The sequence below is a fragment of the Psychrobacter sp. TAE2020 genome (assembly GCF_018919485.1).
Lineage (GTDB): Bacteria > Pseudomonadota > Gammaproteobacteria > Pseudomonadales > Moraxellaceae > Psychrobacter.
The window spans coordinates 2,858,182-2,874,864 of sequence record NZ_JAHLMU010000001.1 but is presented as its reverse complement, the minus strand read 5'-3'; the positions used below and the strand labels follow the sequence as shown (position 1 = coordinate 2,874,864).

The window sequence follows — 16,683 nt, the reverse complement described above, 5'->3', positions numbered from 1 at the left end:
TGGCAATAACTGACAAATATAAGCAATAAAATAGCACTTATTAACTTAGTTAATAAGTGCTCTCATAGTCGATAAGCAATTGTTAGAGGTTAGTACTGTTAACTGTCGTTGCTGTTAACTACCTTTGCTGCTTACTGTTATTTACGCTAACGGTTGTTGACGGTTATTTTTTAGTTTTCTTAGCGAATACCGAACCCGTATTAGCATCCACGTTTAGCTCAATGATTTGCTTGCCTTTAAGAATTTCAACTTCATAATAAAAAGTACGATCTTTATGATCACTATCCTTCTTAAACTCAATTTCCATTACTCGACCTTTAGTATTTTTTTCAGCGATATTCATAGCGTCTATAATGTGAACTTTTGCTTTGCGCTGAGTCTGGTAGTCTTCAATATCACCACTGTCTAAATTTTTAGTTTCTATTTTAATAATCTTGCTAGTCGTAGCATCGACCTTGATCTCGTACTTAATGCTATCGCTCTTGAACTCTATCTCGTACACCCCTGCTTGCGCATCATCGTCATCATCGTCAAACTCTGCACTAACTAGAGTACCTGCAGCTTGGGCGCTAGCTATAGTGATGGCTTGTTTTAAGCTTATTTTAGTTGCTTGGGCAGCGCTTATTTCACTTGATAGACTGCTAGCATTAGCCGCAGTACTCAAGGCACCAGCAGTTAATGCCAATATTAAGCCCGTGGCTAATGCAGTGGCCTTAAGGTTTTTGCTTGTGCTCATCATCAATAATCTCCTTAACTTAATTAGTAATTGTACAATGCTTGGTCTATTTATTTATCATAATAAACTTATGTAATATCTCTTAATAAGAAAAACAGTAGCGTAATGTACTGGCATTGTTAATCGAGGCTTATATGACCATTTGGGCTAGCTATAAAACTACAACTTGACTCTGTAAGCGTTACAATATCATCGTCATTACTTAAGTTCATACTGCAAAGCTCATAGCGCAAATCTCATATCCTAGGATTGCCTGCTAATTTTTCCCTACTTTTCTATAAACTCTTATTAGGTTGCTACTGTCTTTATGCTCAATAATTCTTTACCTAGTTCAGCGAATGACTCATTAGATTATTCGCCAGACGCTTGTAGTGTTGCCAAACCTAGCACGGCTAACCTTGACTCTATAAGCCTAGCACAAACCGCTTTTGACAGCTTACCGTCAGTGATACAACAAGCGCTATTTTATCAAAAACGTATAGTATGTATGGCTAATAACCCATCTATCACTAGTGATAGCCTTGATAAATTGCTGCAAACAACTGACATCCTAGTGCTGTTTAATGACTTCATTCATGCTGATTATCTTATTACTAATCCGTTAGCTCGCCAGCTGCCAAAATTACTATTCTTTCGTCAAAACGGCGATAGCCTTCTGCACTTTGGTCTGCCACCTAGAAGTAATAATGTGCTTGCTATCGATAAAATGGCCAAACTCGCACCGTTAGGTCTATTGTTTAGCAATCAGTGCTATCAATTTCCAACGCCGAGCGACGACCCCAAGCCTGCTGATGACCCTATAACCGCAAGTCGAACTTTGATTATTCCTCCGGCATTGACTCAGTTGCTGCATAGCTCAGAACATTGCCGCGTATTATCAGAATGGCATCCAGTAGTCGCTGACTATCCGAACTTTACGGCTATCCACTCTTCTGCACCTTCGTCAGGGTTCTTATTGTATCGGCTGTTGTTGGCCGCCCGCCAGCATGTCCAGCAGCTGCAAACCTCAGTAGCGCTCTTACAGATTATGATGCTTGGCTTCAATGATGAAGATAAGACCGGATATTTTTGGTCAGGACATAATTGGGCGTTCGAACGTCGAGAGATGGCTAATGCTCCGGCAGATGTGCAGCTTAGTCGTCAGTATTAGAGCCAATGTTATTTATATCAGCACTAGCCAAGTAAAAATAGTAAATCGACTATACATACGGCGCATCAGGATAATGTGCGGCATTTATTTCCGATTTGCTAGGCTTACGGCTCACACTAATAGCGGTTTGCTGTTCAGTGTACCAATTGATTAAATCCATCTCAGCAAATGCCGCTAACCAGCCCCCCATTGGCCACTGTTGCCATTTGTCATAAAAAATATTGGCATTGATAACAATACTGGATAAATGATTTAACGGTGGTCGATAAACACTGTGCTGCTGATGATAAATCACATCATTGGTCAAATAAAAATCAACACCTAAGGCGCGTGCGCTAAAAGAAAAATCGGTATCTTCAGCGCCGTAGCCCAAATAATCAGTATCAAAACCACCGATAGCCTCAAACTGCTTATAGCTAATAGCGAAGCATAAACTCCAAAAGGCACCATAATCTTGGGTTTGCTCAATTGCTGTGGCGTCGCTATCAAGCTCAGGCGCAGCAAAGTTATAGCGATAAGGGTTATAAACTGAGAGCTTATCTAAGCTAGTGCTAAGTAACTGACCTCGTTGTAGTTGTAAGCTCTCATCATCCGTTAACGGACGAGTCAAATATCTTGGCTGCCCCATTAGTAGTGCGTTAGGATAAATTCGCAGCTTATTATGTAACTGCTCTATAAAAGTAGACGCTACGATACAATCCACATCCAAGAATATTAACCCATCATAACTGGCTCTAGCAGCGCCTAAATTACGATTACGACCAATATCAAAACCAGTATCAGAGGTTTTATTTATGGTTGATGACTTAGAATTTTGGGCTAAAGCTAAAGCATCCCAATCAGTGGTAGCTATTTGCACAATATTTAGTGGATATTGGGCAAGCCGTTCAGGGTCTGCATCATCATTGACGATAATCACTTCACTAGGTCTAACGCTACCTTGCGATAAACTACTAAGTAGATTGTACAAATGGCCGTTACGACCATAGCAAGTAGTAATAACGCTTATAGGAATAATAGTAGTGTGAATGCTAGTCATAGTAAGCTCGCTTATAGGTACAGCTATAGATTTAGGGGGCTGCCGTGCTCATTGCTATAGTAACTGATGCTTATCAAATATCAGGTATCAGGGGTCAGTTGCAGCTGCGGCAGTAGCCATTGTTGGAACCACTGTTTATTACCACTATAAGCTACTAAGCTATCCATAAAGGTTTGGGCAGTTGCCGTTGCCTGATTATCAGCTGCCTTAGATATAGAGTGCTTGTTTAACGGTACCTCTACTGTTAACGGCACCTGCAATGAAGGCGTACTTTGAACTCGCCCTGCTGCTAACTGCCTTATAAATTGCTGCCAACTTAACGCCCGTCCTTCTGCTATTAATGCCTCTGCCATCACTTCTTGCTCCCGATGCGGCCTAGGGTCTGGTAGGACTACTAACGGAGTATCATAGCGGTAGACTTGAGCAATAGCATTGAGTCCACAAGCCATCAACAGCCAATCACTGTGAGCAATAAAAGGCGTGACATCGTCGACCTCAGTAGCAATATCTACGTATTGACGCACCTCATCACTAATAGGTCCTAAAGATAGGATTAATGCTTCTGGTAGAGCCTGTCGTAATGCAGGCAGTTTTGCATCGATAGCTTGATGGCCGCCATAGCCTTTTATGACCGTTACTATTAAAGGCTGATTCTGTTGCTTGCTGTCGCCTACACTAGTGCTGTCTATCAAGCTTTTAACTTCTGCTTGCTCAGTAGCTAAAGCTAAATCAACTAGCCGTTGCAAAAAAGCTTTATACGTCAGCGGATCACTGTTAGTAGCCGATAGAAAATCTAGGTATAAAGTTTTATTGGTTACCCAAGCTGGGGTCATAGTCGCCTCTAACGCTCTCGGGTAAGGAGCTAATAGCCCAATAGCACCTGTAAAAGCACTTATGTGCGCAGTATCGTCGCGCTCACCCGGTAATCTCACATATAGATACGGCACACTACAAGCACGGCATAGCATCGCTACTTCTGCGCTAACATCGATAATCATCAACTCAATCTGACGCTGTTGAATAGTCGCCAAAATCTGCCAGCTACGCTTTTGGATATCGCTATTACCTACTGGAGAATAATGCAAAGCTGCTGGTTGCCAGTACTGCCCTGCCCGTCCTGCCAGCACATCCTCTGCTAGCTCATCCTCTGGGTTTAAGCGAATGATTTGGGCCTCAGTTAAAGTAGTAAAGCGATAAGCATCAACGGGTAAACTAGTAAATACGGTTAGTTGCTGCTGCCATTCAATTGGCAATAATGCTGCCAGTTTATCCGCTTGCCGACAGTGCCCTGAACCATGATGATGAGCATAATAGCCAATACGCATAGCCTTACCCCTCAGCGCTGATTTTTTGCACAGTAGTGCTATTAGTATTGAGAGTCGACTCAGCTACTAGCACTGATCTATATAAGTTCAAATATCCTGCAACCATAGCAGCTACCGAACAGAACTGTTCAGCGCGATGGCGACAGGCTTGCCTTGATATGGCTTTTATATCAGTGAAAGCTTGTATAAATGCCAGCTCGTCCATTTTATCAACGATAATTCCAGTCTCCGCAGTAATAATCTCTGCGCTGGCGCCAGCATTAAAGCCAATCACTGGCGTACCGCAAGCCAAGCTTTCGGCTAAGGTCAAGCCATAAGGTTCATCCCAAGTACTCGTAAACAATAAGGCGGTGGCTTGGCATAAATAATCATTGATCTCAGCTTTGCTAAGATGTCCTACGTACTCAAATAATTTTGGCGTACCGTTAGCCTTGCTGTGTTTGTCATCTGCTGCAAACATCGGTGCCACTTGCTGCTCAAAATACTCTAGATTACTTTTTGGCCCAGCGATCACTAAGCGCTTACCAGCCGCTTGACAGTATTGCATCGCTAAATGAGTACCTTTTTCAGGACAAATACGACCGAACCAAAAATATACCTCATCATTAATAGGCTGTAGATTAGCTCTAAAAGACTGCACATCGATACCGTTATAAACCACATGCGAGAGCACAAACTCAGCGAATAATTGCTGCTGATGGCTACTAATAGCCGTGAACTGGGTAGCAGTTCCTTGTCTTAAGGTTAACAATGCTAAGCGTAGCTGAGGAAATATTGGGGTATGAAAAGTGGTAAAGCAGCGTGCACCAAAAGCCTGCCCTAGCGTCATTGGGATATGATGTAAGCTATGGTTATGAACAATATCAATCTCGCCCCGCTCATCACGAATGATAATGTCATGCATGGCACGCTGATAAGCTAAGTACTGATAGAGCTCCTCACGGCTCATGCCTACTGAGTCGTGCTCATTATCATAAACCAAGGCTTCAAACTCCTCACGAGTGAGCAACGGTATTAATGTCGCTTGAGTCTGGCTCTGGCCATGGGCATAAAGCAATACCTCGTGACCTTGCGCTGTCAACTCATCGCATATTAACTGAGTAATCATCTCAAGGCCACCAGCATAGGGCTGCGCAATCGGATATAGAGAATGGGCAATGATAGCTATTCGTAAGGTGGAGCCCCCATTGGAGTACTGCTGATCATTGAGGGCAGTAAAGTGATCATAAGCGCTAATAGCTGAGGTAAGATCTGACATAAAACATCCAAAATAAATGAGGTGAAAAACCGCTAAAATATAATTAATACTGTTAGGAATTTACGCTATGGTTATTACTAGTCTTAGCAGCATTTAACGGCTGCTTGATAACTGAACAATCGGTAGCTTGCTCATCTTCATCATTAATAGATATTAAATTAAGAGCTGAATGCTGCTGAGTATCAGCTAACGGGTCATTAACTGTGCTTATACCGGACTTTATAATTGGGCTAATGATGAGTTGAGACACTGGCTTAGTAATGCATTTAACTTCAGGATTTTTATAAGCGTAATTGGTTAGCATCACTTTTGCCGCCCAAATCTTTAGTAGACAAATACTAAGCGCACAAGCAAATAACAACGGCGAATATAACGCTGAGAATGGCGATACTATAAAAGCCGTTATCAGGTTTAGCACTAACAGTAGTTTAGGAAGGGCGAAGATATTTTCTAATAAAAGCGTGCGCAGGTTACGCTCTATAGTTAGCTTAGGAGTACAAATAAAAGGCTTGTTACGTCCCCAAAGTACTGGCAACCAAGACAAAGCTCCTAGCTCCCAAAAATTAAGATGTAACACCCAAACTCTTAAGCGTTGACTAGCGCTAGTACTAGCCATAGCTGGGTTCAATTGCCGATTTAAAGGCGACTCATCATGCCAATAAGCCCATAGACGTCTAGTTAAATAAATCCCATAGCTAGCATAGACTAAGTAAAGGGGCGCTAAAACTAAATTAGTATCAAACCGGCTTTGAGTCACTACTGCTACCAATAACAACAACAGAGTAATAGCTTGTAGCAGTATAAAAATACCCGTAGCATTTATCCAAGCACTTAACTGCGAAAAATGCGCTCTTCTATAAGCTAAGCGTTGAGTAAAAGTGTCGCTATCAGTATTAGTGAGCACTGATAAACTCGGCTTTGATGACCGCTGGGCTGCTGTCTTTAGTGCAGGCACTGACGCTATATCAGCATAGCCTTTTAGCACTTGTGCATTACCATAGATCCAACGTCGCCGTTGATTCAACAAATCGCTGATAGTAGTAGGTAGTAGCCCGGTAGCTATCACTTCAGGTATAAACTGACTGCGTAGACCTTGCTTGTGCATTAACACGCCCATCTGGGCATCTTCAGTTATAGATACCCCTGACCAACCCCCTAACTGAATCAGCGCTGGGTATTGAATAACCGCGTAAGTCCCTGTCGATAAGGCACGTTGTCTATTGAATCTACGGTAAAGATGGTAATTAAAGTAGTGATTAAGCTCGCTATCTACTTCTAGGCGATCAGCATCACGATAAAACTGTGGGAACTGCAATAAAGCACAATCAGGATAGTTGTGAATAGCGGCCGCTATGGCACTGCGACTATGCGCTAATGCTTGGTAGTCGCTATCAACTACTACTACATGCGTTGATTGAGCATCCATTAGTTGTAAGGCTAAATTTAAAGCGCCCGCTTTAAAGCCTGCCACTGTATCAACGTGATAAAAGCGTACTTTTAGCTGCTGATGCAAACTATTGCAAAAATCTGCTAATGGCTTATATAGCTCAACAGCTGTATTATTATTATCGATAATAAGTATTTCATCATCGGCCGCTTTAATTGCTAATAGGGACTCGATAGAAGCAATCACCATCTCTGGTGGCTCAGCACAAGTCATCAGCTGAAAGCTTAGTTGTATTGGGGGCGTTATTTCTTCAGCAGGTTTTGACTCAGCTAATTTTAGCTCAGCTATGAGCTTGGCTTGGTTAGATTGATGGTATTTATGAGCAGCATTGACTGATAAATGGCACACATCACTATCTACTGATAGCCAAGCATGTTGCGGTTTATCTACTTTATTAACAATCATGTTTTATCCCTAAACAGCTACATCAATTTATAGTTGTGAGTTTATTTTTCCGTTAGTTAATCACCAATTATTATGAGAATAATTGTTATAAAAATGCTTTATTAATAGGTGTTGTTTAGTTGATGAGTAATAGCGAAAAGCTACTAAAAAAAGTGGTAAGTATTATGGTATCTTCGACTTATGGAGAGCTTTTGCCTATCGATATCGACTTAGGGCTAATGCAGTCATAGTAAGCGAACAGATGATGAATGATTAGGGTAAGTCTGTGCTAAATACTAGCTTAGTGTAACTCCTAGTAAGTTGTGTAAAATCATTGTTAAATTAGACACTTATCGTCTTGGTATTCTTATATATCGTCTTTTATATTTTCTATCAAGCTAAGGTATATCTCAATATTAGTCGCCTAATAATGATTTATTAACCAGCTAAGCCTGGCTAATCTCAGCATAACCGCCCTTTAAAAAATAAAAAAAAGCTGCGCTCATCAATAGTGATAAGCGCAGCTTGCGATAAAATTATAAACTATTACTAATCTTAATAGGGATCAATAACTATTGCTTTAAAAGCGGTAGTATTTACTTAAGTTTTGTTGTGAGCTAATCATCACTCAACAACAAAACTTATTAATTAGAGTCAACCCTATTAATTTAAAATACCAAAAGCAACGAGAGCATCAGCAACACGTTTAAAGCCAACCATATTAGCGCCTGACATATAATCGATATAGCCTTCGTCCGTCTGTCCATACATCTCTGAAGCTTGAGCAGAACTGTCATGAATATCCTTCATGATACCTTGCAAACGCTCATCAACTTGCTCAAAGGTTTGATACTGACGTACTGAGTTTTGTGACATCTCAAGAGCTGATACCGCTACACCACCAGCGTTTGCTGCTTTACCTGGCGCGTAATGAACACGATGTAGACGAATATAATCGATAGCTTCAGCAGTCAACGGCATGTTAGCGCCTTCAACGATGTACTTGACACCATTATCAACAAGTAGCTTCGCGTCTTCTTCATTGATTTCATTTTGCGTTGCTGAAGGGATAGCGATATCTGCTTTGATACTCCAAGGCTTTTGATCGGCCATCCATTCACCACCAAACACCTCAACATAGTCTGCTAATGGTTTGTGTTGATCTTTCTGTACTTTTAACCAATCTATTTTTTCTTGATTTAAGCCTTTTGCATCATAAATTGTACCTTTTGAATCAGATACTGTCAGTACAATAGCGCCTATCAAAGTAGCTTTTTCAGCTGCATGTAAAGAGACATTACCAGCTCCTGACACTAAGACTTTTTTACCTTCAATACTTTCATTCTGAGCAGCTAGCATGTTTTGTAAGAAGTAAACGGCACCGTAACCAGTGGCTTCAGTACGCATTAAACTACCACCAAAACCAACACCCTTACCAGTAATTACCCCAGTAGATTCGCGTGTCAGATTTTTATACATAGCGAACATATAGCTGACTTCACGGCCACCTACGCCAATATCACCGGCTGGAACATCCATATCTTTATTAACGTAATGATGTAGCTCACGCATAAAGGCATAGCAAAAACGACGAATTTCAGAATCAGTTTTACCTTTAGGGTCAAAATCAGATCCCCCTTTACCGCCACCAATAGGTAGACCAGTCAAGGCATTTTTGAATATTTGCTCAAAGCCTAAGAACTTTAACACCGACTGGTTAACGGTCGGATGGAACCTAAGACCACCTTTGTAAGGCCCTAAAGCGTTACTAAACTGTACACGCCAACCGCGATTGATTTGAATTTCGCCGTTATCGTCTTCCCAATTCACACGAAAACCAAATACGCGATCGGGTTCAACTAGGCGCTCAAATACTTTTAATTTATCGTATTCAGGATGAGCATCGTATAACGGCTTGATAGTGATTGCCACTTCTTTGACCGCTTGTATAAACTCAGGCTGATGCGCATAACGGGCTTCAACTTTTTCAATGGCCTTACTGATACTCATATATCTTCCTTATTATAAAACGTGGAGGTTACTAAGTGGCGTGGGATCGTATTTGAATATCTCTGCGCAATTTGCCATCACAATATACGATAATATTGTGAATATTGAAGCAAAGTTATTTTGTTAATGATGCAATATGCATATAAAAACAGTGGGATTGAATACCAATAAGCTTAGCGACCAATAGGTCGTTCTCATTTAGGTATCAATGGATATCAACGGAAGGCTACTTGAAATAGTAACCGCAGACAATATTACACGAATAATACTTGCTATGCACAGCTTTACGTAAAAACAGCTCTGCAATTAATGCAAGCTATTTAATTTACCTTTCTGCTGAAAAAAGTCAATAGTTTATAGCTATATTAATAGTAACAATATTCCTATCTAATCAGCTCTATTACTGGGCAATTGTTAAATTGGTAATTTTAGTAATATTCTCGTGTTTAGCCAAACAGCATCTATAGACGGTGTAATAAGAAGATACTCGGGAAAATATAATCATCAATCATAGCTTTACCTGATGATACCATATCAATGATACTAACAAGGGTATTAGTTGTTAACAAGCTAATTTTAGACATTATAAGTAGCTATTATTTATGCCAAACCATTTTATAAGCTCGCCATACTGATAGCCGAATAAGGCTACTTAGCCTTCGATTATCCGCTGTTATAAACTACTATATCAGCGGCTGCGTAGTATGCAAAAAAGGTCAAGTTACTGTCATTGATCTAAGCTACGATGGCAAAAACAACCTTCCTTTATTCATGGCTAAGCCCCCACTACATACTAAAAGACAATAGCTATTTGGATTTACCTTGTAGAGACTCTGTGTTGATATTCTCAACAGTTGATGGGTTAATAGCGCTTGCTAACCACTGCTGCTGAGTAATTTTATATAGCACCTGCTCAGACAACCGATGGTCTTTTTTGAGCGCTGGATGGAAGAAGTTATCCTCAGTATTGGTCATACCAAGACGCTGCATCAGCTTTTGAGAGGGTTTATTAATAACCGCAGTAAAGGCTACTACTTGCTGAAGATTCAGTTCTGCAAAGGCAAACTTTAAGGCTGTCTGTGCCGCCTCAGTAGCATAGCCTTGCCGCCAATAGTCTTTATGTAGCCGCCAAGCAATCTCTACACTAGGTGCGAAGGGTAGATCAGCATGAGTAGCATTTAAGCCTACAAAACCAATGAAATTATCCGCCTTTTCTGAGTTAGCTTTTAGACTTAGCGCCCAAAAACCCCAACCGTTATCCTCAATAAGCTGTTGGCATTTATTGGCTATAATGTCGCTCACTGTAGGCGATAAGAGCTTAGGAAAATAGCGCATGACCTCTGGGTCGGCATTTATATCAGCGAATATTGGTAAGTCACTCGGCCGCCATTGACGCAGTAGCAAGCGTTGGGTTTGGATTATTTTTATAGTCATAAAGCTCTGTCTTATTTGATTATAAGTACGATTTATACTTGTACTTTATAAGTTAAATCATGCGCTTCATCGCCAGTCATACCACGAAAGCCCCAACAATGGGCTGGTTGCTCTTTTATAGTAATTTCTATGTCTATTGGGGCAATATTTAACTGCTCCTCTATACGCTGAAATAACAGCTTGATAAGGGCTTTTTTAGTCTTAACGCTACGTCCTTGCATTATGTTAATTTCGATGACAGTGTAAGCAGCAGACCTGTCAGCAGGATAATAAAAATCCTCAGCATCTAAAGCTATAAAACGCTGCGCTCGCTTGTCTTCAGGCATGCCGAGCACTGACTGCATACAGCCGTGTATAACATTCGATAGCTGTAATTTAATAGGGTTAAGGTTTGCTTTGATACCATAGATGACGATCATAATAGCTCTTATAGATTGTAGAGTTGAAAGATAGCAAAGTTCAAAGATAGCAAGAGAATCAACACAGAGTAAACATTTTTTATTTTCAATATAAAGCGCTAGCAGAATTCCTAAATAATGACGACAAAATTATTTGCTGCAAAGCTAATAAGCAAAAAGCTATTAAGCAAAAAATTACATACTAAAAAATTACTTTAAATCATACTCAGAGTTGTTTTATAGCGAAGTTATAACCTACCAAAGATAGCTAGTGAGCAGTCAAACATCGCGGTTAAAAATAGCGGTTGAAAACAGCAATTAAATCTAATGGAATAGTATTTAGACTAAAAATAAAAGGACTAAGACTTATGCGTTTAAAGACATTATGGGCAGCAGTGCTTACCGCAGGCCTTAGCCTGTCAGCAGTAACCTCAAGTTTTGCAGATACTACTGGCAAGATCATCGTTCTAATCAACCCCAACTCCAATGCTAAAGCGACAAAATCTATGGCAGATCTAGCCCGTGCTGAAAGTAAAGGCGTGGCGCTGGTAGAAGAGCGCAGCAATGAGGGCGCGCCGCCACTGTTGACCACACCAAAAGATATGCAAAATGCAATATCTGGAGTAGTCAGGATCGGTGTTGAGGCAGCAAAAGATAAGCGAGTATCAGCTATCATCGTATCTGCCTTCAGCGATCCTGGGCTGGAAGAGTTGCGCTCTGCAGTTAATATTCCAGTCTTTGGTATAGGAGAAGAAGTTTTTCACGAGGCGGCGCAGAATGGTCGAGCTTTTGGGATTGTCACTGTCACCCCCGATGAGGATCTAATACGCTCATTTCAAGAAAAAGCGGCCTCGTTAGGCTATGAAAAGCAATATCGCGGTGTACGTGCGACTCCGGGCGATCCACTTGAGTTAGTAAAGTCTCCTGAAAAACTTGATGCAGCGCTAGCGCAAGCTGTGAAAGCCTCTATCAGAGAAGATGGAGCGCAAGCCGTCATAATGGGTGGCGGACCACTTTCAGATTCTGCCATCAGGCTACAACCGCAATTCAAGGTCCCTCTTGTAGTGGCGGTGAGTGCAGCTGCCCGTGCGGCAGTTAAAGAAATACAAAAACCCAAATAATAGCTGCATCTGCTATAACTGATCTTATACTGGCTATTGTTCAAGTATTGTCCATTAAACACCCGTTTGATGGACTCTTTTATAAGTACCACTGATAAAGATTTGTTTGATAACCGGATTGATAAATGGATTAATAACTAGATGATCAGCAAGGTAACTATCAACACTTTTTCTACAGCCTCTATAACCAAAAAAAAGACCCCTTATTAGTGAGTCTTCTAAAGTATTTTTATAGCCGATAAGATAAGTATTTGGAAAATTTAAAATTTGCCGATTGCCACTGGATGAAGGCGTGAATACATCACTAGCGATAGGCCATTAGAAATCAGCTCGATAGCTAATAATACGCCAAGAATATAAGTCGATGACTGCGGATAGCCGGAAAAAATCATGATCGCTAATATAATTGAGATAACCCCAGAGAATAATACTGGTATAAACGCCGGCGTACCTTTAATTCCAAAAGCCACTACTGTTCTAACAATACCGGTTACCATAAATAGGATAGCAACTACCATAGTTAGGGTCAAGATACCTTGCAACGGCTCGGTTAACAGCTCAAACCCCAATAACACCCCAACTACCCCGCCGATAGCGGCGAATACTTTAGCGCTAGTACTACCTACAGTAAATAGCGCTACAAACTGTAAGATACCAACCAATAAAAATAGAAAACCTGCCAGCTGTTCAGCGGCAAAAGTGGCGCTCAGTGGATTGAATAATGCAAATATACCACCAACAATGCTAAGGATGCCCACCACTAGCCATAATGTACGATTCATAATATTACCTTAATTTAATCTATAGCTTTACTAAGGCGTAGATTATATCTTCTCGTTACTCTATTCATGTATGGCGGTAGTAATGTATTCAGATAGTCGTGTTAACAACGGCCTGTTAGGATTGCGTTACTCTAAACCTTCTGCTAACTGTTTTCTGTATAATTCAATTTTTCTTCTTTACTTAGATTTAAATATTATCAATGATTTAGGTTAGGGGCGCTTATTTAGCTTATTGACGCTGCTAGCTATCAAGCTAACCATGACCATTGCCATTATGATTAATATCAGCGACATCATATGAGCGGTCTGGTAATTTAGCGCTTCTACTTGCTCATAAATAGCAATAGAAATTACCTTAGTCTCACCTGAGATACTACCGCCTATCATTAACACCACCCCGAATTCGCCGATAGTATGGGCATAGCTAATCAGGCTACCGAGTATAATACCAGTACGGGCTTGTGGTAGCGCCACGGTCATAAAGCGACGTAAACGGCTGGGCTCTAATAAGTGCGCCACTTCCATCACGCTTTGCGGAATGCGTAAGAACTGGGCATAGACTGGCTGAATATAAAAAGGTAAAGAATAAATAAGGGAGCCAATCACTAGGCCCTCAAAAGTGAAGACTAAAGCACTAATCTCATGCTCAGCAAGCCATCTACCAACAGCAAAGTTCGGACTCAGTAGTAATAATAGATAAAAGCCTATCACTGTTGGCGGTAATACTAAGGGCATAGCAATCAGCCCTAGTAACATAACTTTTAGACGACTAATGATGGAACTATGACTAGGCTTGGCTAACCAATAAGCTAAAGGAGTGGCAAACACCAATAATAATAATGTAGTGACACCCGCCAGCTTAATACTGACCCAAAATGGGGTCAACATCGCTGATATAAGTGGTTGCTCTAGCATAGAGTCACTACTGGTTATATCCTATCATCAGCTACTGCACTGCCAAATAACCGGCTTCTACGAAGTATTTTTGTCCAGCAGGTGATAGTAAGTAGCTGGTAAAATCTGTCGCTACAGCCGCATCACTGATCACTATGCCATCTTGCAGGATAGCAGGATAAGCACTAGTAGGTAGCGTGTAGAACTGTTCCGGTGTGGCTTTAATAGCGGTCACTTGTGACTGGGCAACGAAGCCATAATCAACATTGCCTGTATTGGCATACTGAAACGCTTGCCCAATATTCTCCGCTTCAATCAGACGCTTTTGACGGTTGAGTGGCTCGTAGAGGTTATGCGCCTGTAGATAGGCTTTGGCAGAGGCGCCATAAGGGGCGAGCTCAGGATTGGCAATGGTAATCTTACTATCATTTTGCTCTGCTAATAATTGGGTCAGAGTGGTCTCGCTCAGCTTACCTACAGGTTTATTGACACTATAAAAGCTCAGCTGGCCTTGGGTATAAGTAAAAGCCTCGTGCTTGGTAGAATCTGGATGTCTTTGTTGCACCCATTTAGTAGGGAATTCTTGATTAGCTGATAAGAAAATATCATAAGGTGCACCAGCTATTATCTGTGCATAGAGCTTGCCTGAAGAAGCAAAAGTTACCTCGATCTCTTGATCAGGTATGTTTTTCGCTAATTTGTAGCCTGCGATAATATCAGGGAGTACATCAGATAGATTAGCAGCAGCGGCAATACGTATTTTTTGTGGCTGCAGCTGAGGTTTGGGCTCGTTAGGAGTAACTTGCTCCTTATCAGCAACGCTCTGCTTATTACAAGCGGTCAAGGTCAACACAACACAAGCTGATGCGGCAATCATCATTATATTTTTTGTCGCACTAGTGATACGCGGCATAATGTCTAACTGCCCATGAGCTGGTAATAACTTAACACTATTCATAACCTACCGCCTCTACTCTAAGATGGGTAAAACTCTAATGATTTAGAGTATTTTTATTTTCTAATTTTCTACTAAAACGACTAAGCAAAGATAGTTATAAAACTACTTATACTTAGCCGTGGTTACCTACTTATTATATGCTTTTACAACTTTAGTCAAATCTTATTTATTAAACAATGATGGTCTTTGTAGCTTAGAGGGCAGTTCCTGCGTTAAAGCTTATAGCTAGCTATTGTCGTTCAGCCATTATTGCTTAGCCATTTAGACGGTTGGTTGTCGTAATATTCCTGCTTCCAGACCGGTATTTCAGCTTTAACCGTATCCAATATCCAGCGGCACGCATCAAAGGCTGGATAGCGATGTGCAGAAGCGACACCCACCCAAACCGCGACATCGCCAATATCCAAGGCACCGATGCGGTGAATAGCAATGGCATGAGTAATCGCAAATTTACGCTTGGCTTCCTCGATAATCTGCCGACCTTGATTAATGGCTAAATCCTCATAACCATAATAGGTCAGACGCTCAACGCTACTAGCATTATTGTGGTTACGCACCCGACCTTCAAAACTGACAAAGGCACCGCAGCTATCATCATCAAGAATAGCTTTAAGCCGTCTATCATCAATAACTATATCCAATAATGCAAAACCATCAAGCTCTGCAAGCGCATAGGCCTGTTCAGCGCTGCGCTTAATAGTCATCGATTTACTGTGAACGTTAGCGCTCATTTATACTCTCTATTATTAATAGCCTATTATCAACGATATCTGTTATCAACAATATCTATTAGTGCGGTGGTTATGCAACACGCTCTATTTAACCGCCTGCTACTGGGGTAATAAAAACCACGTTATCACCATTTTCGATACTATCTGTCCACTGAGCAAAATAATCATTGATGGCGACTTTTAGCTCTAATGGTGAATGACTAAAACCGTGCTTTTCACTCAACTGCTCGTATAACTGCGTAAGTGAAGTTGACTGCGACACGGTCACGCTTTCTTCATTGCAACTGGCTTTATCTGCCAAGCTTGCGAAGTAGAGAACGTTAATATTGATAGTATTGTCTGTAACTGGGTCTGTGTCTTTTGCTGCAATAGGCATAAAGTTATCCATAGTGTATTAGGGTGTAGATGAACTTATGTATTCAACTTAGCCCTGCTGATAATCAGACTTACCACCAGTTTTAGTGATCAGATGAATATTATTGATTACGATATCATGAGATAAGGCTTTAGTCATATCATAAAGCGTCAAACAAGCCACACTGACTGCGGTTAGTGCTTCCATTTCCACTCCAGTTTTATGAGTGACCTTTACAGTGGCACTGACCGTAATAGCTTGTAGCGCATCATCGTAAACAAAGCTCAAGCCAATTTTATCTAGTGGTAGTGGATGACAAAGCGGGATTAGATCATGAGTGCGCTTAGCGGCCATAATACCAGCGATATGCGCAGTTTGAGTGATACTACCCTTTTTAGTCATCCCATCAGCCGCTTTGATCTGCTGATAGATTTCAGCTGGAAAAAGCACTTGACCTTCAGCATTAGCCTCTCTAGTCGTCGCAATCTTGCCACTAACATCAACCATGTGTATATCACCGTCACTATCTAAATGCGATAGCTTAGCAGCCATTAAATGAGCTGGAGCACCTTCTTTATTAATGGTTTTATTAGCGATTTGCTCGTGCTGTTGCTGATTACTTTTCACAAATAGTCTCATTATTTTTTTATTAGCTTTAGTA

At 41.0% G+C, this 16,683-nt stretch carries 16 protein-coding genes; 2 read left to right on the top strand and 14 right to left on the bottom strand.

Going from position 1 to position 16,683, the window contains the following annotated elements; all coding sequences use genetic code 11:
• Positions 1-163 precede the first annotated feature (163 nt).
• Positions 164-739: a PepSY domain-containing protein gene (locus tag KPY62_RS11840; RefSeq protein WP_216582468.1), complete on the bottom strand. Its 576-nt coding sequence runs from the start codon at positions 737-739 to the stop codon at positions 164-166.
• A gap of 304 nt (positions 740-1,043) precedes the next feature.
• Between KPY62_RS11840 and KPY62_RS11835 the strand changes: the two genes are divergently transcribed.
• Positions 1,044-1,886: a hypothetical protein gene (locus KPY62_RS11835; RefSeq protein ID WP_216582466.1), complete on the top strand. Its 843-nt coding sequence runs from the start codon at positions 1,044-1,046 to the stop codon at positions 1,884-1,886.
• A 49-nt stretch (positions 1,887-1,935) separates the two neighbouring features.
• Here KPY62_RS11835 and KPY62_RS11830 read toward each other — a convergent pair whose 3' ends face one another.
• From KPY62_RS11830 to KPY62_RS11800, 7 genes are all read right to left on the bottom strand, one after another.
• Positions 1,936-2,925: a glycosyltransferase family 2 protein gene (locus KPY62_RS11830; RefSeq protein WP_216582464.1), complete on the bottom strand. Its 990-nt coding sequence runs from the start codon at positions 2,923-2,925 to the stop codon at positions 1,936-1,938.
• Positions 2,926-3,005: 80 nt separating this feature from the next.
• On the bottom strand, positions 3,006-4,250 hold the full coding sequence (locus KPY62_RS11825; protein WP_216582462.1) for a hypothetical protein: 1,245 nt from the start codon (positions 4,248-4,250) through the stop codon (positions 3,006-3,008).
• A 4-nt stretch (positions 4,251-4,254) separates the two neighbouring features.
• Positions 4,255-5,508, bottom strand: a complete 1,254-nt coding sequence (locus KPY62_RS11820) for a glycosyltransferase (RefSeq protein WP_216582460.1) — start codon at positions 5,506-5,508, stop codon at positions 4,255-4,257.
• 52 nt (positions 5,509-5,560) lie between these two features.
• Complete coding sequence (locus tag KPY62_RS11815; protein WP_216582458.1) at positions 5,561-7,360, bottom strand: glycosyltransferase family 2 protein; 1,800 nt, start codon at positions 7,358-7,360, stop codon at positions 5,561-5,563.
• A 642-nt stretch (positions 7,361-8,002) separates the two neighbouring features.
• Positions 8,003-9,349, bottom strand: a complete 1,347-nt coding sequence (gene gdhA / locus KPY62_RS11810) for an NADP-specific glutamate dehydrogenase (protein ID WP_216582453.1) — start codon at positions 9,347-9,349, stop codon at positions 8,003-8,005.
• A gap of 807 nt (positions 9,350-10,156) precedes the next feature.
• On the bottom strand, positions 10,157-10,783 hold the full coding sequence (locus KPY62_RS11805) for a GNAT family N-acetyltransferase (protein ID WP_216582450.1): 627 nt from the start codon (positions 10,781-10,783) through the stop codon (positions 10,157-10,159).
• 32 nt (positions 10,784-10,815) lie between these two features.
• Entirely contained in the window at positions 10,816-11,202 is a 387-nt protein-coding gene (locus KPY62_RS11800) for a tautomerase family protein (protein WP_216582447.1), read from the bottom strand.
• A gap of 347 nt (positions 11,203-11,549) precedes the next feature.
• On the opposite strand from KPY62_RS11800, the gene KPY62_RS11795 reads away from it, so the two are divergent.
• A complete protein-coding gene (locus tag KPY62_RS11795; protein WP_216582444.1) occupies positions 11,550-12,302 on the top strand; it encodes an aspartate/glutamate racemase family protein in 753 nt (250 codons plus the stop codon).
• Positions 12,303-12,562: 260 nt separating this feature from the next.
• On the opposite strand, the gene KPY62_RS11790 is transcribed toward KPY62_RS11795, so the two are convergent.
• The 6 genes from KPY62_RS11790 to moaC all read right to left on the bottom strand — a co-directional run bounded on the left by KPY62_RS11790 (position 12,563) and on the right by moaC (position 16,574).
• The gene (locus KPY62_RS11790; RefSeq protein WP_216582441.1) at positions 12,563-13,084 is read right to left on the bottom strand and encodes an HdeD family acid-resistance protein; all 522 of its coding nucleotides are present in this window, start codon (positions 13,082-13,084) and stop codon (positions 12,563-12,565) included.
• A 210-nt stretch (positions 13,085-13,294) separates the two neighbouring features.
• Positions 13,295-13,999: a molybdate ABC transporter permease subunit gene (modB, locus tag KPY62_RS11785; protein WP_216582439.1), complete on the bottom strand. Its 705-nt coding sequence runs from the start codon at positions 13,997-13,999 to the stop codon at positions 13,295-13,297.
• 31 nt (positions 14,000-14,030) lie between these two features.
• Positions 14,031-14,936 carry a molybdate ABC transporter substrate-binding protein gene (gene modA / locus KPY62_RS11780; protein ID WP_228730681.1) on the bottom strand — a complete coding sequence of 302 codons (906 nt, stop codon included), beginning with the start codon at positions 14,934-14,936 and terminating at the stop codon, positions 14,031-14,033.
• Between the two features lie 239 nt (positions 14,937-15,175).
• A complete protein-coding gene (locus tag KPY62_RS11775) occupies positions 15,176-15,667 on the bottom strand; it encodes a molybdenum cofactor biosynthesis protein MoaE (protein WP_216582437.1) in 492 nt (163 codons plus the stop codon).
• 88 nt (positions 15,668-15,755) lie between these two features.
• A complete protein-coding gene (locus KPY62_RS11770; RefSeq protein WP_216582435.1) occupies positions 15,756-16,043 on the bottom strand; it encodes a MoaD/ThiS family protein in 288 nt (95 codons plus the stop codon).
• A 48-nt stretch (positions 16,044-16,091) separates the two neighbouring features.
• On the bottom strand, positions 16,092-16,574 hold the full coding sequence (moaC, locus tag KPY62_RS11765; protein WP_216583363.1) for a cyclic pyranopterin monophosphate synthase MoaC: 483 nt from the start codon (positions 16,572-16,574) through the stop codon (positions 16,092-16,094).
• Positions 16,575-16,683 lie beyond the last annotated feature (109 nt).